23 protein-coding genes and 1 other RNA gene are annotated in these 26449 nt (G+C 62.4%); 13 read left to right on the top strand and 11 right to left on the bottom strand.

Translation table 11 applies throughout. The features are described 5' to 3' along the window. Positions 1-13 precede the first annotated feature (13 nt). A complete protein-coding gene (locus ACODR6_RS26695) occupies positions 14-232 on the top strand; it encodes a hypervirulence associated TUDOR domain-containing protein (protein WP_112718836.1) in 219 nt (72 codons plus the stop codon). 43 nt (positions 233-275) lie between these two features. Beyond that, positions 276-839, top strand: coding sequence for a DinB family protein (locus ACODR6_RS26700; RefSeq protein ID WP_489025369.1), 564 nt, complete (start codon positions 276-278; stop codon positions 837-839). Here the strand turns inward: ACODR6_RS26700 and ACODR6_RS26705 are convergent. From ACODR6_RS26705 to gnd, 4 genes are all read right to left on the bottom strand, one after another. Continuing rightward, the gene (locus ACODR6_RS26705; RefSeq protein WP_489025371.1) at positions 836-2215 is read right to left on the bottom strand and encodes a virulence factor family protein; all 1380 of its coding nucleotides are present in this window, start codon (positions 2213-2215) and stop codon (positions 836-838) included. The two genes, ACODR6_RS26700 and ACODR6_RS26705, sit on opposite strands and share 4 nt — an antisense overlap. Beyond that, positions 2212-4815, bottom strand: coding sequence for a bifunctional lysylphosphatidylglycerol flippase/synthetase MprF (mprF, locus tag ACODR6_RS26710; RefSeq protein ID WP_203428081.1), 2604 nt, complete (start codon positions 4813-4815; stop codon positions 2212-2214). Before mprF ends, ACODR6_RS26705 begins: the two co-directional genes overlap by 4 nt. A gap of 203 nt (positions 4816-5018) precedes the next feature. After that, positions 5019-7160 (bottom strand): mechanosensitive ion channel family protein, encoded by a 2142-nt coding sequence (locus ACODR6_RS26715; RefSeq protein ID WP_203428080.1) that lies wholly within the window; start codon positions 7158-7160, stop codon positions 5019-5021. Between the two features lie 82 nt (positions 7161-7242). Further along, entirely contained in the window at positions 7243-8262 is a 1020-nt protein-coding gene (gnd, locus tag ACODR6_RS26720) for a phosphogluconate dehydrogenase (NAD(+)-dependent, decarboxylating) (RefSeq protein WP_199629056.1), read from the bottom strand. A 580-nt stretch (positions 8263-8842) separates the two neighbouring features. Between gnd and ACODR6_RS26725 the strand changes: the two genes are divergently transcribed. The 3 genes from ACODR6_RS26725 to ACODR6_RS26735 all read left to right on the top strand — a co-directional run bounded on the left by ACODR6_RS26725 (position 8843) and on the right by ACODR6_RS26735 (position 13633). Next, a complete protein-coding gene (locus ACODR6_RS26725) occupies positions 8843-10141 on the top strand; it encodes an HlyD family secretion protein (protein ID WP_246777439.1) in 1299 nt (432 codons plus the stop codon). A 121-nt stretch (positions 10142-10262) separates the two neighbouring features. Beyond that, the gene (locus ACODR6_RS26730) at positions 10263-11480 is read left to right on the top strand and encodes a hypothetical protein (RefSeq protein ID WP_489025374.1); all 1218 of its coding nucleotides are present in this window, start codon (positions 10263-10265) and stop codon (positions 11478-11480) included. Beyond that, the gene (locus ACODR6_RS26735; protein ID WP_203428078.1) at positions 11465-13633 is read left to right on the top strand and encodes a glycosyltransferase family 2 protein; all 2169 of its coding nucleotides are present in this window, start codon (positions 11465-11467) and stop codon (positions 13631-13633) included. Before ACODR6_RS26730 ends, ACODR6_RS26735 begins: the two co-directional genes overlap by 16 nt. 5 nt (positions 13634-13638) lie before the next feature. On the opposite strand, the gene ACODR6_RS26740 is transcribed toward ACODR6_RS26735, so the two are convergent. Together ACODR6_RS26740 and ACODR6_RS26745 are read right to left on the bottom strand one after the other, a co-directional pair. Beyond that, entirely contained in the window at positions 13639-14013 is a 375-nt protein-coding gene (locus ACODR6_RS26740) for a VOC family protein (protein ID WP_112719861.1), read from the bottom strand. Next, positions 14010-14504: an SRPBCC domain-containing protein gene (locus ACODR6_RS26745; RefSeq protein WP_199629053.1), complete on the bottom strand. Its 495-nt coding sequence runs from the start codon at positions 14502-14504 to the stop codon at positions 14010-14012. Before ACODR6_RS26745 ends, ACODR6_RS26740 begins: the two co-directional genes overlap by 4 nt. Before the next feature lie 54 nt (positions 14505-14558). Here ACODR6_RS26745 and ACODR6_RS26750 point away from each other — a divergent pair, with 54 nt between their 5' ends. Beyond that, the gene (locus ACODR6_RS26750; RefSeq protein WP_130282013.1) at positions 14559-14882 is read left to right on the top strand and encodes an ArsR/SmtB family transcription factor; all 324 of its coding nucleotides are present in this window, start codon (positions 14559-14561) and stop codon (positions 14880-14882) included. A 48-nt stretch (positions 14883-14930) separates the two neighbouring features. On the opposite strand, the gene ACODR6_RS26755 is transcribed toward ACODR6_RS26750, so the two are convergent. Further along, positions 14931-16127, bottom strand: coding sequence for an MFS transporter (locus tag ACODR6_RS26755; protein WP_489025377.1), 1197 nt, complete (start codon positions 16125-16127; stop codon positions 14931-14933). Positions 16128-16405: 278 nt separating this feature from the next. Here ACODR6_RS26755 and ACODR6_RS26760 point away from each other — a divergent pair, with 278 nt between their 5' ends. After that, entirely contained in the window at positions 16406-16807 is a 402-nt protein-coding gene (locus ACODR6_RS26760) for a hypothetical protein (RefSeq protein ID WP_112719865.1), read from the top strand. Between the two features lie 4 nt (positions 16808-16811). On the opposite strand, the gene ACODR6_RS26765 is transcribed toward ACODR6_RS26760, so the two are convergent. Beyond that, on the bottom strand, positions 16812-17732 hold the full coding sequence (locus ACODR6_RS26765) for a LysR family transcriptional regulator (protein ID WP_489025378.1): 921 nt from the start codon (positions 17730-17732) through the stop codon (positions 16812-16814). 96 nt (positions 17733-17828) lie between these two features. Here ACODR6_RS26765 and ACODR6_RS26770 point away from each other — a divergent pair, with 96 nt between their 5' ends. After that, complete coding sequence (locus tag ACODR6_RS26770) at positions 17829-17981, top strand: hypothetical protein (RefSeq protein ID WP_489025380.1); 153 nt, start codon at positions 17829-17831, stop codon at positions 17979-17981. Between the two features lies 1 nt (position 17982). Here ACODR6_RS26770 and ssrS read toward each other — a convergent pair. From ssrS to ACODR6_RS26785, 3 genes are all read right to left on the bottom strand, one after another. Next, positions 17983-18141: non-coding RNA, 6S RNA (ssrS, locus tag ACODR6_RS26775), on the bottom strand. Between the two features lie 60 nt (positions 18142-18201). Beyond that, complete coding sequence (locus ACODR6_RS26780) at positions 18202-18579, bottom strand: cell division protein ZapA (RefSeq protein ID WP_112719867.1); 378 nt, start codon at positions 18577-18579, stop codon at positions 18202-18204. Positions 18580-18592: 13 nt separating this feature from the next. Next, positions 18593-18868 (bottom strand): DUF4164 domain-containing protein, encoded by a 276-nt coding sequence (locus tag ACODR6_RS26785; RefSeq protein WP_112719868.1) that lies wholly within the window; start codon positions 18866-18868, stop codon positions 18593-18595. A 341-nt stretch (positions 18869-19209) separates the two neighbouring features. Here ACODR6_RS26785 and tkt point away from each other — a divergent pair, with 341 nt between their 5' ends. The 5 genes from tkt (at position 19210) to ACODR6_RS26810 (ending at position 26269) form a co-directional block, all read left to right on the top strand. Continuing rightward, on the top strand, positions 19210-21183 hold the full coding sequence (tkt, locus tag ACODR6_RS26790; protein ID WP_489025382.1) for a transketolase: 1974 nt from the start codon (positions 19210-19212) through the stop codon (positions 21181-21183). 62 nt (positions 21184-21245) lie between these two features. Continuing rightward, positions 21246-22256: a type I glyceraldehyde-3-phosphate dehydrogenase gene (gap, locus tag ACODR6_RS26795; RefSeq protein WP_112719870.1), complete on the top strand. Its 1011-nt coding sequence runs from the start codon at positions 21246-21248 to the stop codon at positions 22254-22256. 91 nt (positions 22257-22347) lie between these two features. Further along, on the top strand, positions 22348-22845 hold the full coding sequence (locus ACODR6_RS26800) for a GNAT family N-acetyltransferase (protein WP_112719871.1): 498 nt from the start codon (positions 22348-22350) through the stop codon (positions 22843-22845). A 285-nt stretch (positions 22846-23130) separates the two neighbouring features. Continuing rightward, the gene (locus ACODR6_RS26805) at positions 23131-24999 is read left to right on the top strand and encodes a potassium/proton antiporter (protein WP_207225193.1); all 1869 of its coding nucleotides are present in this window, start codon (positions 23131-23133) and stop codon (positions 24997-24999) included. Positions 25000-25069: 70 nt separating this feature from the next. After that, positions 25070-26269: a phosphoglycerate kinase gene (locus ACODR6_RS26810; protein WP_112719872.1), complete on the top strand. Its 1200-nt coding sequence runs from the start codon at positions 25070-25072 to the stop codon at positions 26267-26269. The last annotated feature ends 180 nt before the right edge of the window (positions 26270-26449 follow it).

The raw sequence follows: 26449 nt of genomic DNA on the forward strand, positions 1-26449 counted from the left end.
AGAGGAGATCGCCATGCAGAAGTACCGGACTGGCGCGAGCGTCGAATGGAAATGGGGCAAGGGCACTGGAACCGGAAAGATCAGGCAGAGCTTTACCGATGACGTCGAGCGGACGATCGAAGGCGCCGTCATCAAGCGGAAGGCGAGCCCGGAGGAGCCGGCCTACCTGATCGAACAGGAGGACGGTGGCCGGGTGTTGAAGAGCCATTCCGAGCTGCATAGACACGGCTGATGGCGGCGCGCCGCATGATCCAGCCAGAAGAGGAGGACATGCCATGACCGGTTTCGACCCCTGCAGGGTGTTCCGCAAGCTTGCCTATAACAATGCGCTCGCCAATCTGCGGCTGAGCAATGCCTGCCTGCTGCTGCAGCCTGGTGAATTCGAGGCGCATCGCACCAGCTTCTTCCCGTCGATCCGGATGACCATGAACCATATCCTCACGGTCGACTGGTTCTATGTCGATGCGCTGGAAGGCGGAACGCTCGGGCCGAAGGCCTGGGAAGTGGAAGAGCCGTTCACGGCGCTGGAAGCGCTGATTGCGGAACAGCGCAAGGTCGACGGGCGCCTCGTCATCCTCTGCGAAAAACTGACGCAGGACGCCTTGGCCGCCACTATGCAGCTCCACCGGACAGGACGCATTCAGGAAGAGCGCGCAGACGATGTGCTGAGCCATCTCTTCCAGCACCAGACCCATCACAGGGGCCAGGTCCACGCCATGCTGGCGGGCTCCAGCGTCAAGCCACCGCAGTTCGACGAATTCATCGTCGATGACGATGCCCGCTTCCGGGGCGGCGAGATCGCCGCCCTCGGCTGGAGCGAAGAGAAGCTGATGCGTTAATCGTTGAGGCGCGACTTCAGCGCATCGACGATCGTCTTGGTCAGCAGGTCGTAATTCTCATCGAAGTGATGGTCGCCCGGCAGCTCGACCACGGAGGCACCGCTGCCCTTCAGATCCGGGCATGCCACTTCGTCGTCATCGTCATTGCCGTAGATGCACTGCACGAGCTTCGGATCGACATCCTTGAGATCGGCAACGGGGTCGCCACCGGCGCCCTCGGTCTTCTGGCCGAGCCAGCCCATCACCGAGATCACGTAATCGACCTCATGCGAAAGCGACAGCAGCGAAATCTGCACGATCGAGGATTTCTCGGCCGGCTTCAGCAGCTTGTAGGTGGCGGGCACCACGTCGGCGCCGAAGGAATAGCCGATCAGCAGCACATGCTTGACGTTCCACTGCTTGCGGTAGAGGTCAATGATCTTGCCGAGATCGTCGGCCGTCTCCTGCGGCTTCCGCTCCGACCAGAAGTAATGCAGCGAGTCGATACCGACGACCGGGATGCCTTCCTTCTGCAGCTTGCTGCCGACTTCCTTGTCGATATCGCGCCAGCCGCCGTCACCGGAATAGATGACCGCCATCGTGTCCATCGCCGGCTTGGCGTCGAGAACCGAAAGCGGCAGGCCGAGCGGATTGTCGGAGCTTCCGGCTTCGTCCATCAGTTGGTCCAGCGTATCCGAGAGCGTCGTCTGCGCATCGTCGTCCGCATCGCGGATATCGATCTTCGGATGAATCTTCTTCAGCTCTTCAACATGTTCGCGCCCGTCCTTCGGCGCTGCCGAGGTGAAGGCGGCGATGATCGGATCCGGCAGGCTGCCGTCGGAGAGACCATAGATCATCCGGTCGCCGACCGTCTTCTTGCTGGCCGGGGTGCAAAGCTGCTGGGTCAGCGGGATACCGGCAACCGGATCGATCGCCAGCGTCTGGCCGATCGTCGCATCCGGGGTCTGCGCGGCAATCGCCAGCACCAATGCTCCGCCCTCGCCGATACCGGCAATGATAGGCAGATGATAGGCGCTGTTGCCGGCGGCGCGTTGAACTTGCTGGCTGAGCGACTCGATATCCGAGACGAGATAGATGCAGCCATCGTTGTCGCTGACATCGTATTTGCGCAGCGCATCGATATAGGAGGTGAAATCGACGCCGATCACGACAGCGCCGGCATCCACCAGCTTGTCCGCTTCGGCCTTTTCGTTGTCGCCCCAGCCTGCGCCGTCCGAAATCAGCATCACGGCACCCTTCACATCGCCCTTCGGCAGGAAGATGTGCGGCGACGGAATGAGGCCCGTCTCGAAATCCTGGTTGGTTTCATCCGCGGCAAATGCCGGGAATGCCAGCGCCGTGGCGCAAGCAGCTGCGAGGAGATATTTTCTGATCATTTCCTGACGACTCCCTTCAATCCGCCGCCGATGAGAAAGGTCGCATCCATCAACGCGATCATCGGATTGCCCCCTCCTGAAACCGCAAGATAGCGCGGTTGCCAGTGCGGATGAAACTTTGATTTGAATGCCCGAAGGCCTTTGAAATTGTAGAAGCGCTCGCCGTGCTCGAAGACGGTGCTGCCGATACGGTCCCAGACCGGAGCCGTTTCGCGCTTCGACATGCCCGAAAGCGGTGCCATGCCGAGGTTGAAGTGCTTGTAGCCCTCGGCTCTGAGATATTCCATGATCTGTACGAAGAGGAAGTCCATCGAGCCCTTCGGCGCTTCCGGCGAGAAGCGCATCAGGTCGATCGTGCCCTCGGATTTGGTTTCGGTAACGAGGATATTGGCGAAGGCGACGATCTTGCCGTCCTTCTTCAACACGCCGACCGGCTGCGAATTGACATAGTCGGGCTCGAAAGCGCCGAGCGAGAAGCCCTTCTCCTTGGCATTGTGGTCTTCGAGCCAGGAGCTGGAGACCACCGAGAGATCGCCGAGAATGGCCGGTACGCCGTCGGCGGGAACGACCTCGAAGCTCAGGCCATCGCGCTGGGCGCGGCTTGCCGTCTGGCGAAGGTTCGCCCACTTGCCGCCCTTCATCTCGAAGGCCCCGAGATCGGCAACGGCGAGCTCGCCGAGCTTGAAGGCCCGCAGGCCCGCATCGGCGCAGTGCGACAGCAGCCCCGGAGAGATCTGGTAGAACACCGCGCGGCAGCCCGCGGCGCGCGCCGCCTCCACAAAGCTCCAGACGAGTTCCGGGATCGCATGCCGCTCGCCGACCGGATCGAACAGCGCGATCCAGGAGCGGCCCTGGCGGCCGTACATGATGAAAGCATCGCCCTTCTCGGAGAACATGATGCTCTTGTCGGCCATGCGAACGAGATTGGCGTCGGCATAGTCCTGCGCCTTGACGATATCGACGGCGCGCTGCAGCGCCTCTTCTGTCGCCGGTTCCGGCCGGAAGGTCGCCGGGCGCAGCAGGCTGAAGATCGCGATCGCCGAGGAGATGATGGTGATGCCGAGCACGGCGCGCAGGCCGCGCGGCGCTTCGGCGGCAAATTCGAACTGCCACCAGAGCTCGTTGCTGTACTCGACGTCGCGATAGACGAAGAGCAGGATGACGACCGCGCCGACACAGATGACGGCAATCGCCATCAGCCAGGCCGCCGTCAGCGTCTGGTTCAGGAGCGAGGCATGGCGGGTGAAGAGCCGGCGGCTGACGAACAGGCTGAAGATCAGGATCGCCAGGAAGATCGCCTCGACAAGCGCGATCGCCTTCAGGAGCGACAGCGCCAGCGCCAGCACGGCCGAGACCACCGAGACCAGCCAGGCACCATCGAGACGCTGGCCAAGACCGCGGGCGGCGACAACGAGCGCCAGGCCGAACAGGCTCGACAGGAAATGCGCGCCTTCGACGATCGGCAGCGGCAGATAGTTGGCCAGGAATTCGAGGTTTTCGTCTGGCGTCGGCGTGACGCTCGAGAAGATCAGCATGACGCCGAGGATCAGCGCAAAGGCCGACAACAGCTGCGGCGTCAGGCGCCCGCCGATGCGACGGATGCTCGATGCGGCCGGATGATCGACGAAGCGGCGAAGCTCGGTCAGCGATACCGCAAGCACCGCAATCAGCAGCGGCAGCACATGATAGATCAGGCGATAGAGAACCAGCGAACCGAGAACCGCATCGATATTCACCGCGCTGCCGAGCGAGGCGATAATGACGGTTTCGAAAACGCCGAGACCGGCCGGAACGTGGCTGAGAACGCCGAGACCGACGGCAATCGCATAGACCGCCAGAAACACCGGCCAGCTGATCGCCGTCTGCGGCAGGAGAACGTAGAGCACGGTCGCCGACGCCGCGATATCGAAGGCGGTGACGAGGAACTGGCGCGACCAAGTGCGCGAATCCGGCAGGCGGACGGCGATCGGGCCGAGATTGACCGCCCGGCCATCGCGACCGAGATAGACCACGAAAGCAAGTGCGGCGAGGATTGCACCGGCGATGATGCGCAGCAGCAGCGCATTGGTGTTGATCAGCGGCCCGATTTCATCGGCGATGATCATCAGCGCGATTGCCGCGACGCTGGCAAGACCGAGACCGAAAGACAGCGTCACGAAGGCGATGACGCGGCCGATATCTTCGGGCGTCAGGCCGAGGCGTGAATAGGCGCGATAACGGATCGCGCCGCCGCTGAGCGCGCCGAAACCGGCGGTGTTGCCGACCGCATAGGCGCTGAAGGCCGTCAGCGCCACATGCGGAAAGGGCAGCTTCTTGCCGATATAATCGATGGCGTTCAGATCATAGAAGATCAGCGCGAAGAAGCTGAGACCGGTGAATAGAAGCGCGAGCAGGATCGAACTGACGCGGGTATCGGCAAGCGCTTCGACGACGTCGTCATAGCGGACTTCATCCGTAAGCTGCATGATGGCATAGCCGACCATGCAGAACAGGACCAGCGTCGCGGCTGCCACGAGCTGCGTGCGATATCGCCGGAGAAAGCCGCGAAACCCACCGGCCTCTTCGCTTTCCATCTCTTCCAGACTGTTCTGACTCGCCATGTTACCCCTGCCGATCGCCAGCGTGGCGTGAATCGTTCGGCAAAGCACTAGCATATGCTGCAGGCAAGCTCTATCAGCCCCCGCAAGCTCTACCCAACCGCCGCCGAGCGCGCCTCATCGGCTTGAATTGGGGCAAAATTAGCGCCGCCAAACGCAAGGCGGCATTGCGTTTTTGTAACATTCCGTCGCACCCCGGCAGCCGATCAGGCAGCCGGCTCGCCTCCCGCACGGGCCTGCGCCGCATAGCGCGCGGCGGCTGCCATCGCTTCCGGATCGCGCCCCTCGCCCGCCACCTGGACGGTCGGAACGGCGAATTCGATGCCGTTTTCCTTGAAGGCGTTGCGGATCATCGCCAGCGCATTGCGGCGGATGACGAACTGTTCGCCGGGCTTCGTCATCATCGACAACCGGATCTCGATCGCGAACTCGCCGAACTGCTCGACGCCCTTCATCTTCAGGGTCTCGATGATATGCGGCCCGAATTCCGGGTTTTCGAGCAGCGACTGGCCGATCTGCTTGATCACCTTCTTGGCCTTCACCAGATCGGTGTCATAGGTGACGTTCAGGCTGATCTTGTCGATCGTCCAATCGCGGTTGAGGTTCTTGACGGCGCCGAGTTCGCCGAAGGGCACGGTGGTCAGCGGCCCGCGATGATGGCGCAGCTTCACCGAGCGCAGGCTGAAGGCCTCGACGACGCCCTTGTGGCTGCCGCTCTCGATATATTCGCCGACGCGGAAGGCATCGTCCCACAGATAGAACATGCCGCTGATCACATCCTTGACGATCGTCTGCGCCCCGAAGCCGACGGCAACGCCGACAACGCCGGCACCGGCAATCAACGGCGCGATCTCGATACCAAGCCCCGACAGCACCATCAGGATGGCGATGACGGCAATGACGACGGCGATGATGTTGCGGAAGATCGGCAGTAGCGTCTGCAGACGAGCGCGTCTGGCCTTCTCCTCATCCGATGCAGCGCTATCCAGCGGCTGATCGAGAAGCTTGCCGTCGATATAGGCCTTGACCAGATGCCAGAGCAGATCGGCCGCAAGCAGCACGACGATGCCGCCGATGACGCCGCGGGCGATGCGGTCGGTCATCGTTTCACCGGCCGCCATCGTATCGGCGCCGACGCCCATGACCTTACCGATCCAGATCGCCGCCGCGGCAATGATCAACGCACGCACGCCGCGATCGAGCAGCACGGTGGCGATGCGGCGATTGGCAAGGAAACCGGCTTCGGCCTGATGCAGCGCGCGCACGGCAGCCGTCGCGACCGACAGAACCTTCGGCAGCAGCAGCGCATAGATGCCGAGCCAGAGCAGCCAGTTGAACCCGGTTACCCACAATATCCAGAGCGCCAGGAAATAGATCGTCAGAGCCCAGGCCACCGCAGTACTGTGGCGGGACCCATCCGACGGGCGCGACCAGACCGCTTCGACAGCGATCAGGAACAGGCCAATGCCGAGGATATAGGCGACGAAATAGCGTGAGCCCGGCGAGAAGCCGAGCGGCTCCATCACCTGAATGACGGCCCAGCCGAAAGCGAAATAGATGCCGAACACGGCGGCGCGGCGGAACCAGAACAGCGCCTTGGCCCGCGAGACATCCCGCTCGCCATCGGCCCGCGCCAGCGTCACCAAGACGACCAGCATACGGCCGATCGAGATCGTGAACCGCGCCGCGATCAGCGCGACGGCAACGGCGATCGCCATTGACTGGCTGACCGGCGGCCAGTTGAAGGCGAGCAACGGGATCATCGTTGCGATGGCAAAGACGATCGCCGGAATGACACGGTAGAAGATATTGGCGCCCGCATGATGCAGTGCCGCCGGTTCTTCCGTATCGGCCCGGCGCACCCGCGGCCGGGGCGTCACCGCCCGGAACAGCAGTTCGGCAAGCGTACCGGCGAGAAGCAGCGTCAGCACCTCGACGACGACCCAACCGGCGCCGGCCGGCTCGACCTCGCGATCGACGATGCCATCGGCCGTTTCGATTTCCGCCGGCAGCTCCATCGCCGCATGCGAGACCATCTCGACATGGCGGCGCGCATGGCCGAGCAGGCCCGAGAGAACCGACATCTGCCCGTCGTCTGCCGCAGCCGTGCCCGCCGGTGCCGTCTTCATCTGCGACGCCATCCAGCTCTGCACTTCGGGCGCCTGCATCAGCTCCATCATCTGCCGCACCTTGTCCGGCGGCATGGGGGTGGTGGCGGCTGGCGGCTGCGCGGGGCTTTGGGCCTGAGTGGCGATTGGCCCGAGCGTCAGAAGCGCGAGCCAAAACAGCAGTCTGACGAACCTTGAACCAAACACCCGACGCCCTCCGGTATGACTGATGTCAACCATATCGTGTGCAATGCTTTAGGCAATGGGCACGAAAAAGCCCGCGCCTGGAAAGCGCGGGCTCTTAAACGAGAGTATGGGTCTATCAGCCCTTCGGCTTTTCGACGTGACCGCCGAAGCCGGCGCGCATCGCCGAGAGCACCTTGTTGGCGAACTCGTCCTGATCGCGCGAGGAGAAGCGGCCGTAGAGCGCGGCACTCAGCACCGGCGTCGGCACGCTTTCGTCGATCGCCGCCATGATCGTCCAGCGGCCTTCGCCGGAATCCGAGACGCGGCCGGCATATTTGGCGAGCGCGGGATCGGCATGCAGCGCGTCGGAGGTTAGATCGAGCAGCCAGGAGGTGATGACGCTGCCGCGGCGCCAGACTTCGGCGACATCCTGCAGATTGAAGTCGTAGCGGTAATATTCCGGATGGGCGAGCGGCGCTGTTTCGGCATCCGCCTCATGGGTGGCAGCGCCGATATTGGCGTTCTTCAGGATGTTGAAGCCCTCGGCATAGGCGGCCATCAGGCCGTATTCGATGCCGTTATGCACCATCTTGACGAAGTGGCCGGCGCCATGCGGGCCGCAATGCAGGTAGCCCTGCTCGGCCGTGCTGTGCTCGGCTGCGGTACGGTTTTCCGACGGCTTCACGTCGCCAACCCCAGGTGCCAGCGAAGCAAAGATCGGCGACAGCGACTGGACGATACCCTTCTCGCCGCCGATCATCAGGCAATAGCCGCGCTCGAGGCCGAAGACGCCGCCGCTGGTGCCGACGTCGACATAATGGATGCCCTTGGTGATCAGTTCAGCGCCGCGGCGGATATCGTCGTGATAATAGGAATTGCCACCATCGATGATGATGTCGTCATCGTGCAGCAGCGGCACGAGCTGGGCGATCACCTTGTCGGTGATGGCGGCCGGCAGCATCAGCCAGATGGCACGCGGCCGCGACAGCTTCGAAACGAACTCTTCGAGCGAGCTGCTGCCGACGGCGCCCTTGCCCGTAAGGTCGGCAACGCTTTCCGCTTTCGCATCATAGACCACGCATTCATGGCCATCCCGCATCAAGCGCTGGACCATGTAGCTGCCCATACGGCCCAAACCAACCATGCCAAGCTGCATCACACATTCTCCTGGGAATCTAATCGATATGATTCCGGAAACTAGCACTCACGCGGCAGCAGGCAAGCGAAGTCTCTGTCACATTCCAGAGATGCAAATGCTTCGTTCGGTCGCGGGGCATGGCCCGCATTTCGCTCAGGAGATGTAGCCGGTGCTAAAATCGGAGTGAAAAACTCAGTAAAAGCCGCTGCCCCGGCGGGCCGCAGAAGGCATTCGGCAGTTGCATCTGGAGGCCTGGCAGTTACCGCCGGATGCTTTCAAACGGTCAATTCCTACAGTCACGAAAATTTTCTATGCCGGAAATAAAGCCGATTAATTCGTTTCTTTTCATATTCTTAACTTGGAGACCATCTTCGTCACAACACTGTCCCGCAAAATTTTGCACTTGAGAAGCAGTTGCCTTGCTGGAGGTCGGATGGTACTTTTTCATTAACAACTAAATAAAAAAACGACGGGGGAAGTGCCCTTCAATTTCGATCTATGATTTGTCAGTTCAGGATTGAAGAATATGAAGGCCACACCAATAAACATTCATCCAAAAGACGTACGAATACTGTCCGCTTCGCGGATTGCAGGGTATTTGTTCGCGTTCTTGCTACTCTTCACCATCGGCATGTCGATGGTGCCAAACCAGTTCTTCGTCGTCTCGCCGAAAGCCGTGATCAATGCCCCTGTGCAGATGATCGCCTCACCGATCTATGGCCGCGTCGACAAGATCGACCTGCAGGTCGGCCAGGTGGTCAATCTCGGCGACGTCACCGCCACCGTTTCCAATCCGAACCAGGACCAGACATCGCTGACGGGCCTCAGGCTCGAGAAGCTCGACCTGACGGAGAAGCTCAACAACACGATCAATGTCGTGGCCGAGCGCAACGACCAGCTGAGCAAGGTCAAGGCGCAGATCGCCGACGTCAAGGACGGCGTCCTGAGCGAGCTCGGCGCCGTGATCGGCAACGCCCAATCGAATGTCGAGATTTACGAAGCGCGGCTCGCCGAGCAGGATGCGCTGCTGCAGCGCGCCACCACAATGCTGAAGAAGGGGCTGACCTCCGAGGCCAGCGTCGAGCCGCAGCGCCAGAAGCGCAATGCCGCCCAGGGCGAGCTCGATGCCGCCCGCGGCGAGCTGAAGCGCAACGAGATCGTCCAGTCGCTCGTCAGCCGTGACATCTATACCGGCGGCACGGTTGCCGCCAACCTGCTGACGCTGGAGATGCAGCGCACCAAGCTCGCCGGCGATATCGCCGAGGACAATATCGAGATCAACCAGATGACCGAGCGCAAGGCGCAGGTCGAAAAGCTGATCAACCGCGAGGAAGGCCGGCTCGGCAAGTCGGGTGCGGCCGAAGTCGTCGCCGACCATCACGGCCAGGTCGTCAGCGTCGACGCCTCCTTCGGCGATTTCGTGATGCAGGGCCAGGCGGTCGCCAAGTCGCTCGATTGCAACGAGGCTTTTGCCGCTGCCGTCTATCGCAGCCGGGATGTCTCCTCGCTCGATATCGGCACGCCCGCCATGGTCAATTTCCGCTCGCTCGGCGTCAAGAAAAGCGGCCATGTCTACAAGATCGTCCGCTATTTCGACAGCGGCCAGCAGAACCGCTACTTCGCCAAATTCCCGAAGGCCGAAGGCGATGAGGTCTATGTCCTCGTCAAGGTCGACGACGATCCCGTCGAACTGACCGCAGCCGGACAGCCCAACAACGACAAGTTCTTTGGATGCCATGTCGGTGAGGACGTGATTGTCTCGCTTGGAGAGACCGTCGTCGCGCGCCTTACCCGCTACTCGAAAATGGCCGTCGACAAATTGGCAGCGGCGGACGGCCTGCTCTCCGCGTCGGCGCTTTTTGACAAGGGCCACAGATTGGCGAGCCTCCAGCAATAACTGAGCACTTTCGCTTCACTTTATCGACCGCGATGACAGGGAAGACCTGGATATGGTTTTGCGTTCACTCATGATTGCGGCGGTGCTCGCTATCGCGGCACCTGCCTGCAGCACTGCGGCCATGGCAGACGCCAAACGCGCCGAACTCGCCTGCACCCTCTGCGATGGCCTTGCCGCGCTGATGACCAGCGAACCCGAACAGGCCTTCGTCTTCCGCAGCTTCGAACCGGCAAACGGCGGATCGAAACTGCACCCGGCGCTCGACAATACCGGCTTCACCTATGACAACGCGCTGGCGCTGATGGCACTCTATGGCTGTGGCCGCGCCAAGGAAGCCAAGCGTGTGGCCGACGCGCTGGTTCTGGCGCTGGAGACCGACCGCCACTACCACGACGGACGGCTGCGCAATGCCTATCGCTCCGGCCCGGTCATCCCCGGCAAGGACGGCATGCTGCTTCCCGGCTACTGGAGCACGGCCAGCAATTCCTGGATCGAGGACGGCTATCAGGTCGGCAGCGCCACCGGCAGCATCGCCTGGGGCGCGCTCGGGCTGCTCGCCGCCTATTCAGAGACCGGCCAGACCGCCTATCTCGATGGCGCCCGCAAGATCATGGACTTCATCCACCGCTCGACCGCCGACCCCAAGAACCCCGGCTATTTCGGCGGCTTCTTCGGCCACGAGCCGACGCCCGACCGCATGACCTGGAAATCGACGGAGCACAATCTCGACATCTATGCCGCCGACCACTGGCTGGCGACGATCGACGAAGCCGGCGACTGGGAGCATGACGGCGAGAGCGCCAAGGACTTCCTCGATGCCATGTGGAACAAGGCCGAGGGCCGCTTCTATATCGGCAGCGTTCCCGACAGCAACGCGCCCAACGTCAACATGTCCGGTCTCGACGCCGAACTCTGGCCGTTGATCGCCGTCGAGGACTTCAAGGCCAAGGCGCCGCAAGTGCTCGAATGGACCGAAGCCAATCACGGCGTCCCCGGTGGCTTCGACTTCAACAACGACCGCGACGGCATCTGGCTCGAGGGAACGGCGCAGGCAGCCCTCGTTTATGAGGTGGTTGGCGAGCCGCAGAAGGCAGAACCGCTGTTCCAGACGATATCGACGCAGATCTCGCCGGAGAAACTGATCTACGCCACCGTCGACGAACAGCTGACGACCGGGCTGCAGGTCGGGCCGAATTCGGAGCCCGGCGACTTCAAATACTACCGCCTGCCCCATGTCGGGGCGACAGGATGGGCCGTGCTCGCGGCGCTCGGCATCAATCCCTTCAGTGCAGATTCCTTTGCGGCAAAGAACGAGGAAAAGCCATGTCCCCAGAAGTAGTCACGCTTTCGGATGCCATCCTGTTCTCACTGATCACGCTGGCGCTGATCCTCTGCTGCGCCCTGCTGCTCGACAGCCGCAAGGGCAAGGACCGCGTGCTCTTCGGCACCATCCTGATCCTGATGTTGGCAAACTACGTCTATTTCCGCGTGACGACGACGCTGCCGGATTTCGACTGGAGCGCCTATGCGCTCTGGCCACGCATCTACCTCGCCTTCGAGGCGGTCGTCATCCTCTATACGCTGCTGTCGATCGTCTTCTTCTTCCGCCGCACCGATCATACCGGTGCTGCCGACGCCAGCGAGGCGATGATTTCGGCGATGGGCAAGCCGCCGGCCGTCGACATCTTCATCTGCACCTATAATGAGGACGTCACCATTCTGGAGCGGACGATCCTCGCCGCCAAGGCGATCGACTACGGCAACTTCACCATCTGGATTCTCGACGACGGCCGCCGCCAATGGCTGCGCGATTACTGCGCCGAGCTCGGTGTCCGCTATCTCACCCGCGACGACAACAAGGGCGCCAAGGGCGGCAATATCAACAATGCCATCCGCTGGTCGAAGCAGATCACCGACGCGCCATTTATCCTGATCCTCGATGCCGACTTTGCGCCGCAGCGCGCCATCCTGAAACGCATCATCGGCCAGTTCGTCGATCCCGAGATCGGCCTGATCCAGACGCCGCAATTCTATTACAACGCCGATCCCGTGCAGCATAACCTTCTGGCATCCAAGGCGTGGGTCGACGACCAGCGCATCTTCTTCGACGTCATGCAGCCTTCGAAAGACGGCTGGGGTGCCGCCTTCTGCGTCGGCACCTCCTGCGTCGTGCGGCGTGATGCGCTGGAGCTGATCGGCGGCATGCCGGAGGAGACAGTGACCGAGGACATCCACCTCACCTATCGCCTGATGCAGAAGGGCCTGCGCACCCGCTGGCTGAACGAGCGCCTCAGCGTCGGCCTCTCGGCGGAAAGCCTTTCCGGATACATCACCCAGCGCTGCCGCTGGTGCCTCGGCACCATCCAGGTCGCGCTGCTGCGCGACGGCCCGTTCTTCGGCCGCGGCTACACGGCGATGCAACGGCTGCATTATTTCCACGGCCTGCTCTTCTGGTTCTGCCGGCCATTCATGCTGCTCTTGATGGCGGCGCCGATCCTCTTCTACTTCCTCGGCCTGCCCGCCATCCTGATGGAACCCGAAGCCTTCTTCCTCTACGCGCTGCCGATGGTCGGCGCCATGTGGACCTTCCATGCCTGGGTATCCGGCTGGCGCAGCCTGCCGCTCTTCACCGAGGTCTCGCAGATGGTCTCAGCGATCCCGATCACCATCGCCATATGCCACGCGATCGCCCATCCCTTCGGGCGGCCTTTCAAGGTGACCGCCAAGGGCGAGGACCGTACCCGTGTCGATATCCTCTATCCGATCGCGACCACCTTCGCGCTGATCATCATCCTGACCTTCACCGGTATGCTGAACGGCCCGCTGCTCAGCAATTACAGCGGTCTCGACAGCTTCAGCGTCGCCTGGGGCATGGTGGTCATGGTCTATGCCTTCGTCTCGATGCTCGTTTGCATCGAGCTGCCGCGCGAGCCGCTGGATGCCATCCGCTTCCCACTCGGCCGCAAGACAGCGATGACCTGCAACGGCCAGGCGTTCCCCTGCACCGTCGATACGCTGTCGCTGACGCAGGCCGAGATCAGCCTGCAGCAGAAGCGGATGACCGCCGGCAGCCGCATCGGCGACCTGCTGCTGTTCTCGCCCTTCCCGGGCTTCGATGTCGCAGGCCGCATCGAGCGCGTCGATCAGAACCGCTCGGTCTTTACCGTCTCGATCGTTGCAGTGAAGGAACGGCGCGAGAGCGAGGAAATCCACGCGCATCCGGCGATCGTGCGGCGCAAGATGATCCAGCGGCTCTATAGCGAGATGCCGGAGGCGATGCCCGGCCGCGCCTATCCGCTGGCCGCCATGGGCGCCCTGTTCAACCGGATGTTCCAGAAGCCATCGGCCTATGCCGGAAAGACGCGAACGGCAGCCAATACGGTTGCCGTCCGCCGTTCGCGCTGGAGACCGTCACCGGGCGGCGTGATCGCCGGCGGCGCAAAGGCGCTGCCTGCACCCGCCCGCGGGCTCATGCCACCGGCCGCCGAATAGTCGCGTCAGGCAGCCGGCGGCTCCCAGGTGCTCTCCTCGCGAACCATGTGAACGATGTTCGCGGGGTTGAGGATCCAGCCGCCACGGAAGCTCTCGCCGAGCGGCTCGATCGCGTCGCACCGCCGGATGCCGGACCGCTGCAGGTGATCGGCAGCCTTGTCGAAATCCGGCGTGAAAAGCTCCAGCCAGACTTCGGCCTGGCTCATTCCAGGCGCCTCGTCGATCCAGAGCCGGATCGGCCCGAGCTCGAAGCCGCGCGTGCCGTCATTGCCGATCTCCTTCAGCTTCACGACATCGCGGTAGAAATCCAGCACCTCGGCATATTGATGCGTCGGTACCTTCATGGCGACATCCACGCCTCCATACAAAAGCTCGCTCATGACAGCTTCTCATAATCCGGGGCTTCGGCCGGCACGCCTCGCATCTCGCTGAGGAACATGCCGTCGCGCAGGTTGATACCGTATTCGACGAAGGCCTTCATGCAGCAGAGCATGTTGCTCCAGCCTTCACAGTTGAGGTAGGTGCCGCGCCGGCCGGGATCGTCCTCCCGCCAGCCGTTCTCGGAAATCGTCACCATCGTGCCGCCATCGTCGAGCGCATCGAACTTCATTTCGACGGTCGTCTTGTAGCGGACATTGTCGGCATCGGTGCCGCCGTCCCAGCGCAACACGATCAGCTCGTCCTGCACGAGATCGATGACCTCGACGGGCGCATCCTTCCACCAGGTCACCGTCGTACCCTTCACCAGCGGCGCGCTCGCTCCACCAACCGTCGTGAAGTAGCTCGAAAGCTTCTTGGGATTGACGACGGCATCGAACACCTCAGCCGCAGGGCGGCCAACGCGGCCACCGACACGAATTGCGAGGGACATGACACTTACTCCTCTCTCATTGCCAATGGGGTCATTATGTTATAAAAATATAACATGTCAAGCGAATCGCAAAACGACCCGGTTTTCAAGGCCCTTGCCCATCATCGCCGCCGCGAAATCCTGGATCTGCTGAAGGATGGCCCGCGCACGACGGGCATGCTCTGCGAGAGCTTTCCCGAAATGGACCGCTGCACCGTGATGCAGCACCTGAAGGTTCTGGAAGAGGCTGATCTGGTGATGGCCAAGAAAGAAGGCCGCGAGCGCTGGAACCATCTCAACAGCCTGCCGATCAAGCAGATCTACGACCGCTGGATCAGCGCCTATGCCGGCCACTCGCTCTCGATCATCGATCGCCTCAGGACCGATCTCGAGGACTAACGAAAACGGGCGCCGAAGCGCCCGTCTCATCATTCCATTTCTCGCAGATCAGGCTGCCTTCCGCAGCGGCTCCGCAGCCGGTTGCGCCTCGCGGCGATCGAGAGCGGCGCTCCGCAGCGTCAGGAGCAGCGCACTGGCAACCAGGATCGCGCCGACCCATGGCGTTGCCTGCAGGCCGAGGCGAGACTCGACGACCAGACCGCCGATCCAGGCACCAAGGGCGATACCCAGATTGAAGGCCGCGATGTTCATGGCCGAGGCGACGTCGACGGCGGCCGGACGAACCTGCTTGGCGAGCTGGACGACATAGAGCTGCAGGCCGGGAACATTGGCGAAGGACAGGAAGCCGAGGGCAGCAAGCGTCGGGATCGTCAGCCAGGGCGACACAGCCGTGAAGCTGAAGAGCAGCAGCACGGCTGCCTGCGCCACGAACAGCCACGTCAGCGCCGCTACCGGATCGCGATTGGCAATCCGGCCGCCGACAATATTGCCCGCAGCGATCGCCAGGCCATAGAGCACCAGGATGAGGCTTACCGAGGAAGCCGAGAAGCCCGTGACGTCCTGCAGGATCGAGGCGAGGAAGGTGAAGGCAACGAAGGTGCCGCCATAACCGAGCGCCGTCATCGCAAAGACGATCAGCAACCGGCCGCTGCCGAGCACGCCAGCCTGCTGGCGCAGCGTCGCCGGTTCGGCCTTGCTGAGCGTCGACGGTAAGAGAACGGCGATCGCGGCAAAGGCGATGACGCCGAGACCGGCGACGGCGGCAAAGGTGGCGCGCCAGCCGAAGGTCTGACCGATGAAGGTGCCGAGCGGAACGCCGGTGACGATTGCCACCGTCAGCCCCATGAACATCATGGCGATTGCCGATGCACGGCGGTTCTCCGGCACGAGATCGGCAGCGATGGTCGAGCCCACCGAGAAGAACACGCCATGGGCAAAGGCAGAGAGCACGCGGGCGACGAGCAGCGGCGCGTAGCCGGGGCTGAGCGCCGCCAGCGTGTTACCGACGATGAAGAGCGCCATCAGGCCGAGCAGCAGCGGCTTGCGCTCGATACGCCCGGTCAGCGCCGTCAGAATGGGCGCACCGAAGGTCACGCCGAGCGCATAGACGCTGACGATCAAGCCGGCGAGCGGCAGGGTGATGTGAAGGTCCTGCGCAACGGTCGGCAGCAGGCCGACGATCACGAATTCCGTTGTTCCGATCGCATAGGCCGCGACCGTGAGCGCAAAAAGAGCAAGGGGCATGATGAGAGATCCGATAGCTGTGGCGCCCGGATAAAACGGGCAGCCTTTCTTGTTCGGATCTCCATATGGATGATGGCAGCGCCCGGCATAATCGGGCGGCAGCGCCTAACACTTGTGAATTCAATTCATCAAACGGCATTAATTCGCAGCTATCAAGAAAGCGCAGTTTGTAAGAATCGGAAACACATTGTGACTAAACCGTTGCAAAGGCAGGCATTTTCCGACTTGCGGCGCAGAGATACATAACGGATATTGCATACACTTTCGAGGACCCGTTGATGATCCGAATGATTCAAGACCCTGCGGAATTGGCCGGCGAAGACATCACCGGAAAATATATCCTGCGCAAACTGAACTATCACTGGTTCGCCTATGGCAAGGCGGCGATCGTGACCGAATGCAAGGGCACCATCCTGCATCTCGACCGCGAAGAGACCGTTTATTCCGAACGCTGGGGCCGCCGCGCCTATACCGGCACCGGAAAGCGCTATCCCGGCGGCATCTGTCCAATCTCGGCCGTTGCCTGCATCTGCGACACCCCGGATGACGTGAATGCCGTCATCCAGCTGGATGTCGATGCCCAGGAAGAGTTCTACCAGCTGATCGCCAAGGCCGAAGCCCGCGTCCAGGCGCTGGCTTCAGCCTCGCAGAACACGGTTTATCTGGCAGCCGCCGAATAAACCGTCAGCCGGCGGAAGCCGTCTCTTCAAGCAGCCACTGGCGGAACAGCGCGACGGAGGATTTCTCTAGCGCTCCCGCCGGGTAAAGCATCGCATAGTTCAACGCCGCCGGCTGCTGCTCGATGAAGCAGCGCTTCAGGGTGCCTGAAGCGAGACCCGCACCGGCAAGCGAACTGCGCACCAGCGCAAAGCCCTCCCCGCGCCCGCATGCCTCCAGCATCTCCTCGAACGTATCGAAGACCTTCGCCTCACGAACCGCTTCAGTGATGTCGTAGCCAGCGAGCTCCGGCGCGTCGGCATCGCCGCCGATCTGTTCGAACCAGAGCTGCCAGTCGAGCACGGTATGGCGCATGCCCCGATAGACAAGCAGCGGCGCCGCGCGGATCGCGCCTCTCTTCGGAAGCCGGGCGGAGACTTCGGGGGCGCAGACTACGAATTCATCGTCGAGCAGCAACGGTTCCGTCACCACCTCCGGCCCACCGCGGCCAAGCCAGATCGCCAGATCGGCGTTGGCAAAATCCGGCCGCTTGTAGCTAACCGCGATCTGCACCTCGATCTTCGGATAGCGGCGGCAGAAGCGCTCGAGACGCGGCGCCAGCCACTGGCTGGAAAATTCCGGTGTCGTCGCAACGGCAAGCGACGGACTGGCACTTGCCGCTCGCGCCTGATGTAAGGACGTCTCAAGGCTCTGCAGCGCCGCGGCAATATCCGGGTGCAGCTTCAGACCCGCCGGAGACAGCCGGGCACCGCGCCGTCCGCGCTCGAAAAGCCGCTCGCCGAGCCATCCCTCGAGCTGGGCGATCTGGTGGCTGACCGCGGTTTGCGTCAGCCCCAGCCTTTCAGCCGCCCGCCCGAAGCCGCCGGTTTCGGCGATGGCGCAGAAGGCCTGCAGGGTCGATAGCGGTGGCAGCGGCCGGTTTGACATGAAAATCTCTCATGAAATTTCAGAGCGAGTTTCATTATACGCCGACAAGACGCCTGCATAAACTGGCTTCATGGGAGAAAAGCCATGACGCTATCGATGAACATTCTGAATGCCTGGATCAAATCCTCCATCGCCGCATGTGCACCCGCAGGCAAACAGGCGCCGGCACCGCAAAAGGCGCTGGGACTGAGCAATCACTTGAAGGAAGACATCGGCATCGGCGATGCCTCGCCCCGCGCCGGAAAATGAAGTGCGATCCGCGGCAACCGATGGATGTTTACGATCCTGGGTGCCTACAAACGTAGGTGGGCGCCATATGTCCAAGCCCACGGGCCTGGTCAGGGACAGCTCCCTTTGGATCGAGTATGGCCCCAGGGATTGTGGTTCCTGTCGAGAGGCGCAGATCGCAGGCAATATATAAGGACGTTCTGAGGACTGCGCCAGTGGCAGCGCGTGCTGTCCCGGCGAATTAATTCAGCTCGGCCGGCGCCCGGTTGTTGAGCTTTTCGGTGATGATGCGGATGTGGTTCGTCACCTCGCCGAGCGCCTGCGCCAGCGTTTCCTCGGTGCGCGCCGTCGCCGCAACCACGGTGTCGCGATTGCTGCGCAGACCTTCGAGCTCGGCCTCGAGACCCGCCACCCGGCGCGTCAGCTCGGCAATCTCGTCCATCACCATGATACCGGCCATGACCGTGATCCGGAGATCGCCGATTTCGCCGAATTGGCCCTTGAGGTGGCCGACATAGCCGTCGAAGCGGTTGGCGAGATCCGTCAGGTGGCCTTCCTGGCCTTCCTCGCAGGCCATGCGATAGGCCTTGCCGTCGATCGTTACCGTCACCTGCGCCATATCGCTGCTTCCTTTACCGGTCCAGAACCGCGCGGATGGTTTCCATCGCCGTTACCAGGCGGCGGGAGACCTCGCGGTTGACCTCTTCCAGGCGGTTCGCACGGAATTCCGCCTGATCCAGCTCCTGCGCCAGCTTCGAACGGTCGGCATGGACCCGGCGCACTTCGCTCTCGATGTCGCCCTGCTCGCGCTGGCGTTCGATGCGCATGTCGACAGCATTCTCCAGGCCGGAGATGGCCTGTTTGAGCTCGCTCAGCGCGGTTTCCATGGCAGTGCCTGTGGGCGTCATGTCTTAAGTCCGGTGTTCCCGCAGAAGACCTGGCGAATCGGCAAAGGGTGCCGGTTCAGTGTTTTCAAGAGGATATGCAGCTAGCCAACTGCCCGTCAATAAACGGGATATGGGGATACACGGCCTATTCTGTGGATGACCGAAATTGAAGCAGTCTTCCCAACGGATTGGTCTTTTGTAAAATTTGATGGTCAAATGTTAAAAATCGTCGCACCCGGCCCGGATTCGGCCCGCAATTTATTGACTTGGCCGTTCCAACTGCTATGTGTCACCCCGCTCTCATCGATGGTCTTCAGAAGGCTCGAGGCCATCCCCCGACACCCGGAACCCGTGGAATAGCCATGACCTCTCCTGAACAACACGACCGGATGGCAAATGCGATCCGCTTCCTCGCCATGGATGCAGTCGAAAAGGCCAATTCCGGCCATCCGGGTATGCCGATGGGCATGGCTGATGTCGCCACCGTCCTCTTCAGCAAGTATCTCCGCTTCGACCCGAAGAAGCCGCATTGGCCGAACCGCGACCGTTTCGTCCTCTCCGCCGGCCACGGCTCGATGCTGCTCTACTCGCTCCTCTATTTGACCGGCTACCCGGACATGACGATCGAGGACCTGAAGCAGTTCCGCCAGCTCGGCTCCAAGACCGCCGGCCACCCGGAATACGGCCACGCAACCGGCATCGAAACCACGACCGGCCCGCTCGGCCAGGGCATTGCAAACGCCGTCGGCATGGCGATCGCCGAGCGCAAGCTGCGCGAGGAATTCGGTTCCGACCTGCAGGATCACTACACCTACGTCATCAACGGCGACGGCTGCCTGATGGAAGGCATCAGCCATGAGGCGATCGCTCTTGCCGGTCACCTGAAGCTGAACAAGCTGATCCTCTTCTGGGACAACAACTCGATCACCATCGACGGCGCCGTTTCGCTGTCGGACTCGACCGACCAGATCATGCGCTTCAAGGCGGTTCACTGGAACACCATTGAAGTCGACGGTCACGACCAGGCTGCGATCGCCGCTGCGATCGAAGAAGCCCACAAGTCCGACCGCCCGACCTTCATCGCCTGCAAGACCGTCATCGGCTTCGGTGCTCCGAACAAGGCCGGCAGCCACAAGGTTCACGGTTCGCCGCTCGGCGCCGAAGAAATTGCAGCCACCCGCAAGGCACTGAACTGGGAAGCCGAACCCTTCGTCATTCCGTCTGACGTTCTCGATGCATGGCGCACTGCCGGTGCCCGCTCGGTCGATCTGGTCAAGTCCTGGGAAGCTGGCCTCGCTAAGTCGGCTCACAAGGCCGAGTTCAGCCGCCGCTTCGCCGGCGACCTGCCGGAAGGCTTCGACGCTGCGATCAGCGACCTGAAGAAGAAGATCGTCGAGACCAAGCCGACCGTCGCCACCCGCAAGGCGTCCGAGGACGTGCTCGAAGTCATCAACGGCCTGCTGCCGGAAACGCTCGGCGGCTCCGCCGACCTGACGCCTTCGAACAACACCAAGACCAGCCAGATGGTCTCGATCACCCCGACGGATTTCGCCGGCCGCTACATGCACTGGGGCATCCGCGAGCACGGCATGGCCTCTGCCATGAACGGTATCGCGCTGCACGGCGGTCTGATCCCCTACGGCGGCGGCTTCATGATCTTCTCGGACTATTGCCGTCCGCCGATCCGCCTCGCCGCCCTGATGGGCATCCGTGTCGTCCACGTCCTGACGCATGACTCGATCGGTGTCGGCGAAGACGGCCCGACCCACCAGCCGGTCGAACAGGTCCCGAGCCTGCGCGCCGTACCGAACCTGCTGGTCTTCCGTCCGGCAGACGTCACCGAGACGGCGGAAGCCTGGCAGATCGCGCTGAAGACGAAGAACCGCCCGACCGCTCTGGCGCTGACCCGTCAGAACCTGACGACGGTTCGTACCGAATATTCGGAAGAGAACCTGACCACCAAGGGCGCCTACACGCTGGCCGGCAAGGCCGACGCCAAGGTCACGATCTTCGCATCGGGCTCTGAAGTCGAGCTCGCCGTCGCTGCCCGCGCCACGCTGGAAGCCAAGGGCGTTTCCGTACGCGTCGTTTCGGTCCCCTGCACCGAGCTGTTCTTCGAGCAGCCGGACGCATACCGCAAGGAAGTGCTCGGCAACTCGCCGGTCAAGATCGCCGTCGAAGCCGCTGTTCGCGAAGGCTGGGATGCGTTCATCGGTCCGGAAGGCACCTTCATCGGCATGAAGAGCTTCGGCGCTTCCGGCCCGGCCAAGGACGTCTTCAAGCATTTCGGCATCACGGCCGACGCCGTCGTCGCTGCTGCAGAAGCCAAGCTTTAAGGGGAGCGCGCAAGCGCTCCTCCACCTTATCCGCAAGCCCCATGTCTAGGGAGTGAATGCACATGACTGTAAAGGTTGCCATCAACGGCTTCGGCCGCATCGGCCGCAACGTTCTCCGCGCTATCGTCGAATCCGGCCGCACCGACATCGAAGTCGTCGCGATCAACGACCTCGGCCCGGTCGAGACCAACGCTCACCTGCTGCGCTACGATTCCATCCACGGCAAGTTCCCGGCTGAAGTGAAGGTCGAAGGCGACACGATCACCGTTGGCGGCGGTAAGCCGATCAAGGTGACCGCCGTTCGTGATCCGGCACAGCTGCCGCACAAGGAACTCGGCGTCGACATCGCGATGGAATGCACCGGCATCTTCACCGCCCGCGACAAGGCCGCTGCCCACCTGACGGCCGGCGCCAAGCGCGTCATCGTTTCGGCCCCTGCCGACGGTGCCGACCTGACCGTCGTCTTCGGCGTCAACCACGACCAGCTGACCAAGGAACACCTGGTCATCTCCAACGCTTCCTGCACGACGAACTGCCTCGTGCCGGTCGTGAAGGTTCTCGACGACGCCGTCGGCATCGACCACGGCTTCATGACGACCATCCACTCCTACACCGGTGACCAGCCGACGCTCGACACCATGCACAAGGACCTGTACCGCGCCCGCGCCGCAGCCCTGTCCATGATCCCGACGTCCACGGGCGCTGCCAAGGCCGTCGGCCTCGTCATGCCGCACCTCAAGGGCAAGCTCGACGGCACGTCGATCCGCGTCCCGACCCCGAACGTCTCGGTCGTCGACTTCAAGTTCGTTTCCAAGAAGGCAACGACCGTCGGCGAAATCAACGAAGCCATCAAGGCTGCGTCGAACGGCAAGCTGAAGGGCATCCTCGGCTACACCGACGAGCCGTTGGTTTCCCGCGACTTCAACCATGACAGCCACTCGTCGATCTTCGCGACCGACCAGACCAAGGTCATGGAAGGCAACTTCGTGCGCGTTCTGTCCTGGTACGACAACGAATGGGGCTTCTCGAGCCGCATGTCGGACACCGCAGTCGCCTTCGCCAAGCTCATCTAAGCTTCGCTTACGCGAAAAGCAGATCGAGAGAACGGCCCGGGAAACCGGGCCGTTTTGTTTTAGACGGCAGCAGAAAAGGGAGAGCGGCATCATGGTGGATCTCAGAATTCGAGAAGCGCGCGCGGCAGACGCCGATGAACTCACCGTGCTCCTCAACGAGATCATCGCCGCTGGCGGCACGACCGCCATGGAGGTTGCCCTTTCGCCCGCAGAGTTCAGGGAATGGTTCATCGACGGACCATCCGTCTTTGCCTGCCATGTCGCCGAAACTGGCGGCCGCCTTGCCGGTTTCCAGGAGATCAGCCGCTACGGAGACCTCCCCGAGGGATGGGCCGACATCGGCACGTTTTCCCGCATCCGCCCCAAGATCCCCGGCGTCGGCACCGCGCTGTTTGCGGCGACGCTTACGGCAGCCCGGTCGCTCGATATAGAGTTCATCAACGCGACGATCCGCGCCGACAATAGCGGCGGTCTCGCCTATTACGGCAAGATCGGCTTCGAGACCTACAGCACCACGAAGGATGTGCCGCTGCGCGATGGGACGCCCGTCGACCGCATCAACAAGCGCTATCGGGTCGCCTCAGCGTAAGTGCCCGCACTTCTTTGACAAAAACGGCAAGCTTATTTGCTGCTGCCCTGCTCTCGCCCGATTTGCCTATACATTCCTTATAGAGAATCTCTCCCGTAGCATTCAGCGCGGTGATCCGTCCGGTTCATCGTTCAGCAGCATGACGCCGCAGGTAAGCAAGGTTAAGCCGCAAGGCCTACCCTTCCGGCCTGTTTTGCCGTTTACTGGCTGAAGGCAAGCAACGGACGAGGTTTGAGAAATGGCTGCGATTTCCGGGGGCGGATCGCAGCGCGGATGTGAAAGGGGATGGACGTGGAAGCATTCTATATCGTCGTGCTGGTTTCGACGGCGCTGGTGCTTCTTGCGGCCTTCTCCAGCCTGCTCGCCTTCCGCTTCGGCGCACCCCTGCTGCTGCTCTTCCTGGCAATCGGCCTGCTCGCCGGCGTCGATGGCCTCGGCATTGAGTTCAGCAACAACTATCTCGCCTATATCCTCGGCTCCATCGCGCTCGCGGTCATCCTCTTCGATTCCGGTTTCGGCACGCCGATCCAGGCCTTCAAGCTCGCGGCCATACCGTCGCTGACGCTGGCTTCCGTCGGCGTCCTGATGACCGCCGCGCTCGTCGGCTTTGCGGCCACCTGGCTTCTCAATTTCAGCTGGCTGGAAGGCATGCTGCTCGGCTCGATCGTCGCCTCGACCGATGCCGCCGCCGTCTTCTTCCTGCTGCGCATCGGCGGCATCAATATCCGCGACAAGGTGCGCTCGACGCTGGAAGTCGAATCCGGCACCAACGACCCGATGGCGATCTTCCTGACGATCGTGCTCGTCGAGCTGCTGGCCAGCGGCGAAGGCTATTCCGGCATCAACCTCTCCATGCTCGCCCTCTTCATCGAGGAAATGGGGCTCGGCGTCATTCTCGGCATGCTCGGCGGCATGATGATCGCCCAGGTGGTGAGCCGCCTCGACACCGATCGTGGCCTCACCCCGATCTTCGTGCTCGGTCTTGCCATGCTGGTCTTCGCCTTCACCGGCGCCGTCGGCGGCAGCGGCTTCCTCGCCGTCTATGTCGCGGGCATCTATGCCGGTAACCGCAAGCTTCCCGGCCTTGCCGCCATCAAGCGCTTTCAGGACGGCATGACCTGGCTGGCGCAGATCATCATGTTCCTGGTGCTCGGCCTGCTCGCCACACCCTCGCAGTTTCCGGCCATCATCCTGCCCGCCGTGGCGCTGGCGCTGTTCCTGATCTTCATCGCCCGCCCGCTGGCGATCTGGCTGTCGCTGCTGCCCTTCGACTACACCCAGCAGGAGATCGGCTTCGTCGCCTGGGTCGGCCTGCGCGGCGCGGTCTCGATCCTGCTCGCCATCATGCCGATCCTCGGCGGCCTGCCGAATGGCCATGTCTATTTCAACGTCGCCTTCATCATCGTGCTCGTCTCGCTGCTGGTGCAGGGCTGGACGATCAAGCCGGTGGCAAAGAAACTCGGCCTCATCATTCCCCCGCGCATGGGTGCCGTCGACAAGGTCGAGATCGATCTGCCCGGCAGCGCCAATCACGAACTGCTCGCCTACCGCGTCATCAAGGACAGCCCGGTTCTGCGCGGCGAGCGCATCCCCCGCTGGGCAACACCCTCGCTCGTGATCCGCGACGGCAAGTCGCTGCGCTATCAATATGCCGGGCGTCTGCGCGAGAACGACCTTGTCTACCTCTTCATCGTGCCGAGCTACGCCCGCCTGCTCGACCGTCTCTTCGCCAGCAAGGCGCCGGTCGATGAGGACGATGCCGACTTCTTCGGCGCCTTCGCGCTCTCCCCGGTGCGCCCGGCGGCCGATCTCGACGCCGCCTACGGGCCCGGCCTGCTGAACGAATCCGAGAAGGGCCTGACGATTGCCGAGCTGATGAAGCAGCGTCTCGGTGGCAAGGCGGATTACGCCGATCGCGTCCGTCTCGGCTCGATCATCCTGATCGTCCGCGACCTCGACGACCAGGACCACATCAGCTCGGTCGGCATGTCGCTGGAAGCCGTCGAACCGGCGATCACCCTGCCGATCTTCATCAACATGCGCGATATCATCCAGCGCGTCCGCGGCCGCTTCAAGGGCCGTCATCTGCCCGAGCCGGCCCATGCTGGACGAGGCCCCGAGAGCGACGAAAACGCGCGTGAAAACCACGGCTGAACACCTTGCGTCCCAAGGCATCCTTGCTATGGTCTGCCACCTTCCAAGGCACTAACGAACGGATAGTCCCATGCCAGCTTTCAAGACCCTCGACGACCTCAACGGCATTGCCGGCAAGCGCGTCCTCGTCCGCGTCGACCTCAACGTTCCCGTCAAGGACGGCAAGGTCACCGACGCGACCCGTATCGAACGTGTGGCTCCGACGATCCTCGAACTTTCGGAAAAGGGTGCAAAGGTCATTCTGCTCGCCCATTTCGGCCGCCCGAAGGACGGCCCCTCGGCGGACCTGTCGCTGTCGCTGATCGCCCCTGACGTTTCCAAGGTGCTCGGCAAGCCGGTCGCGACCGCGACCGACTCCATCGGCGACGACGCTGCCGCTGCCGTTGCCAAGATGAAGGACGGCGACATCCTGCTTCTCGAGAACACCCGCTTCTACAAGGGCGAAGAGAAGAACGACGCCGATCACACCAAGGCGCTCGCCGCCAACGGCGACATCTTCGTCAACGACGCCTTCTCGGCCGCCCACCGCGCCCATTCCTCCACCGAGGGCCTCGCCCAGGTTCTACCCGCCTATGCCGGCCGCACCATGCAGGCCGAGCTGGAAGCGCTGGAAAAGGGCCTCGGCAATCCGGCCCGTCCGGTCGTTGCCATCGTCGGCGGCGCCAAGGTCTCGACCAAGATCGACCTGTTGATGAACCTCGTGAAGAAGGTCGACGCCCTCGTCATCGGCGGCGGCATGGCCAACACCTTCATCGCCGCCCGCGGCACCAATGTCGGCAAGTCGCTCTGCGAGCACGACCTCGCCGAGACCGCAAAGCAGATCATGATCGAAGCCGCCGCTGCCGGCTGCGCCATCATCCTGCCTGAGGACGGCGTCGTCGCCCGCGAATTCAAGGCAGGTGCGGCCAACGAGATCGTCGCCATCGACGCGATCCCGGCCGATGCCATGGTTCTCGACGTCGGCCCGAAGTCGGTCGAAGCCGTCAAATCCTGGATCGAACGCGCCCAGACGCTGGTCTGGAACGGCCCGCTCGGCGCCTTCGAAATCGAGCCCTTCGACAAGGCGACAGTGGCGGCTGCGAAATACGCTGCCGAGCGCACCAAGGCCGGCAAGCTGACCTCGGTTGCCGGCGGTGGCGACACCGTTTCGGCACTGAACCACGCCGGCGTTGCCGACGACTTCAGCTACGTCTCGACGGCAGGCGGCGCCTTCCTGGAATGGATGGAAGGCAAGGTGCTTCCGGGCGTTGCCGTGCTCACCGGCAAGTAATCAGCAAACGCTGATTTGACAATTTTTACATGTGGATAGGACCGCGGAGGCACATCGCTTCCGCGGTCTTTTGCTCAGAGCGACTAAAACTGCCCAAACTTTCAAACGATTGAAACGAATTCAATCGTTTCAATGATTTAGCCTTCCATTCTCCCGTCCATAAACATCTGTTATCCGCGA

This window comes from Rhizobium sp. FG96 (genome assembly GCF_057808655.1).

What these genes read in the sequence shown, in the direction of transcription:
- ACODR6_RS26695 (WP_112718836.1), top strand. Translation starts at nt 14, where the DNA reads ATGCAGAAGTACCGGACTGGCGCGAGCGTCGAATGGAAATGGGGCAAG.
- ACODR6_RS26700 (WP_489025369.1), top strand. Translation starts at nt 276, where the DNA reads ATGACCGGTTTCGACCCCTGCAGGGTGTTCCGCAAGCTTGCCTATAAC.
- ACODR6_RS26705 (WP_489025371.1), bottom strand. Translation starts at nt 2,215, where the DNA reads ATGATCAGAAAATATCTCCTCGCAGCTGCTTGCGCCACGGCGCTGGCA.
- mprF (WP_203428081.1), bottom strand. Translation starts at nt 4,815, where the DNA reads ATGGCGAGTCAGAACAGTCTGGAAGAGATGGAAAGCGAAGAGGCCGGT.
- ACODR6_RS26715 (WP_203428080.1), bottom strand. Translation starts at nt 7,160, where the DNA reads ATGGTTGACATCAGTCATACCGGAGGGCGTCGGGTGTTTGGTTCAAGG.
- gnd (WP_199629056.1), bottom strand. Translation starts at nt 8,262, where the DNA reads ATGCAGCTTGGCATGGTTGGTTTGGGCCGTATGGGCAGCTACATGGTC.
- ACODR6_RS26730 (WP_489025374.1), top strand. Translation starts at nt 10,263, where the DNA reads ATGGCAGACGCCAAACGCGCCGAACTCGCCTGCACCCTCTGCGATGGC.
- ACODR6_RS26735 (WP_203428078.1), top strand. Translation starts at nt 11,465, where the DNA reads ATGTCCCCAGAAGTAGTCACGCTTTCGGATGCCATCCTGTTCTCACTG.
- ACODR6_RS26740 (WP_112719861.1), bottom strand. Translation starts at nt 14,013, where the DNA reads ATGAGCGAGCTTTTGTATGGAGGCGTGGATGTCGCCATGAAGGTACCG.
- ACODR6_RS26745 (WP_199629053.1), bottom strand. Translation starts at nt 14,504, where the DNA reads ATGTCCCTCGCAATTCGTGTCGGTGGCCGCGTTGGCCGCCCTGCGGCT.
- ACODR6_RS26750 (WP_130282013.1), top strand. Translation starts at nt 14,559, where the DNA reads ATGTCAAGCGAATCGCAAAACGACCCGGTTTTCAAGGCCCTTGCCCAT.
- ACODR6_RS26755 (WP_489025377.1), bottom strand. Translation starts at nt 16,127, where the DNA reads ATGCCCCTTGCTCTTTTTGCGCTCACGGTCGCGGCCTATGCGATCGGA.
- ACODR6_RS26760 (WP_112719865.1), top strand. Translation starts at nt 16,406, where the DNA reads ATGATCCGAATGATTCAAGACCCTGCGGAATTGGCCGGCGAAGACATC.
- ACODR6_RS26765 (WP_489025378.1), bottom strand. Translation starts at nt 17,732, where the DNA reads ATGTCAAACCGGCCGCTGCCACCGCTATCGACCCTGCAGGCCTTCTGC.
- ACODR6_RS26770 (WP_489025380.1), top strand. Translation starts at nt 17,829, where the DNA reads ATGAACATTCTGAATGCCTGGATCAAATCCTCCATCGCCGCATGTGCA.
- ACODR6_RS26780 (WP_112719867.1), bottom strand. Translation starts at nt 18,579, where the DNA reads ATGGCGCAGGTGACGGTAACGATCGACGGCAAGGCCTATCGCATGGCC.
- ACODR6_RS26785 (WP_112719868.1), bottom strand. Translation starts at nt 18,868, where the DNA reads ATGACGCCCACAGGCACTGCCATGGAAACCGCGCTGAGCGAGCTCAAA.
- tkt (WP_489025382.1), top strand. Translation starts at nt 19,210, where the DNA reads ATGACCTCTCCTGAACAACACGACCGGATGGCAAATGCGATCCGCTTC.
- gap (WP_112719870.1), top strand. Translation starts at nt 21,246, where the DNA reads ATGACTGTAAAGGTTGCCATCAACGGCTTCGGCCGCATCGGCCGCAAC.
- ACODR6_RS26800 (WP_112719871.1), top strand. Translation starts at nt 22,348, where the DNA reads ATGGTGGATCTCAGAATTCGAGAAGCGCGCGCGGCAGACGCCGATGAA.
- ACODR6_RS26805 (WP_207225193.1), top strand. Translation starts at nt 23,131, where the DNA reads ATGGACGTGGAAGCATTCTATATCGTCGTGCTGGTTTCGACGGCGCTG.
- ACODR6_RS26810 (WP_112719872.1), top strand. Translation starts at nt 25,070, where the DNA reads ATGCCAGCTTTCAAGACCCTCGACGACCTCAACGGCATTGCCGGCAAG.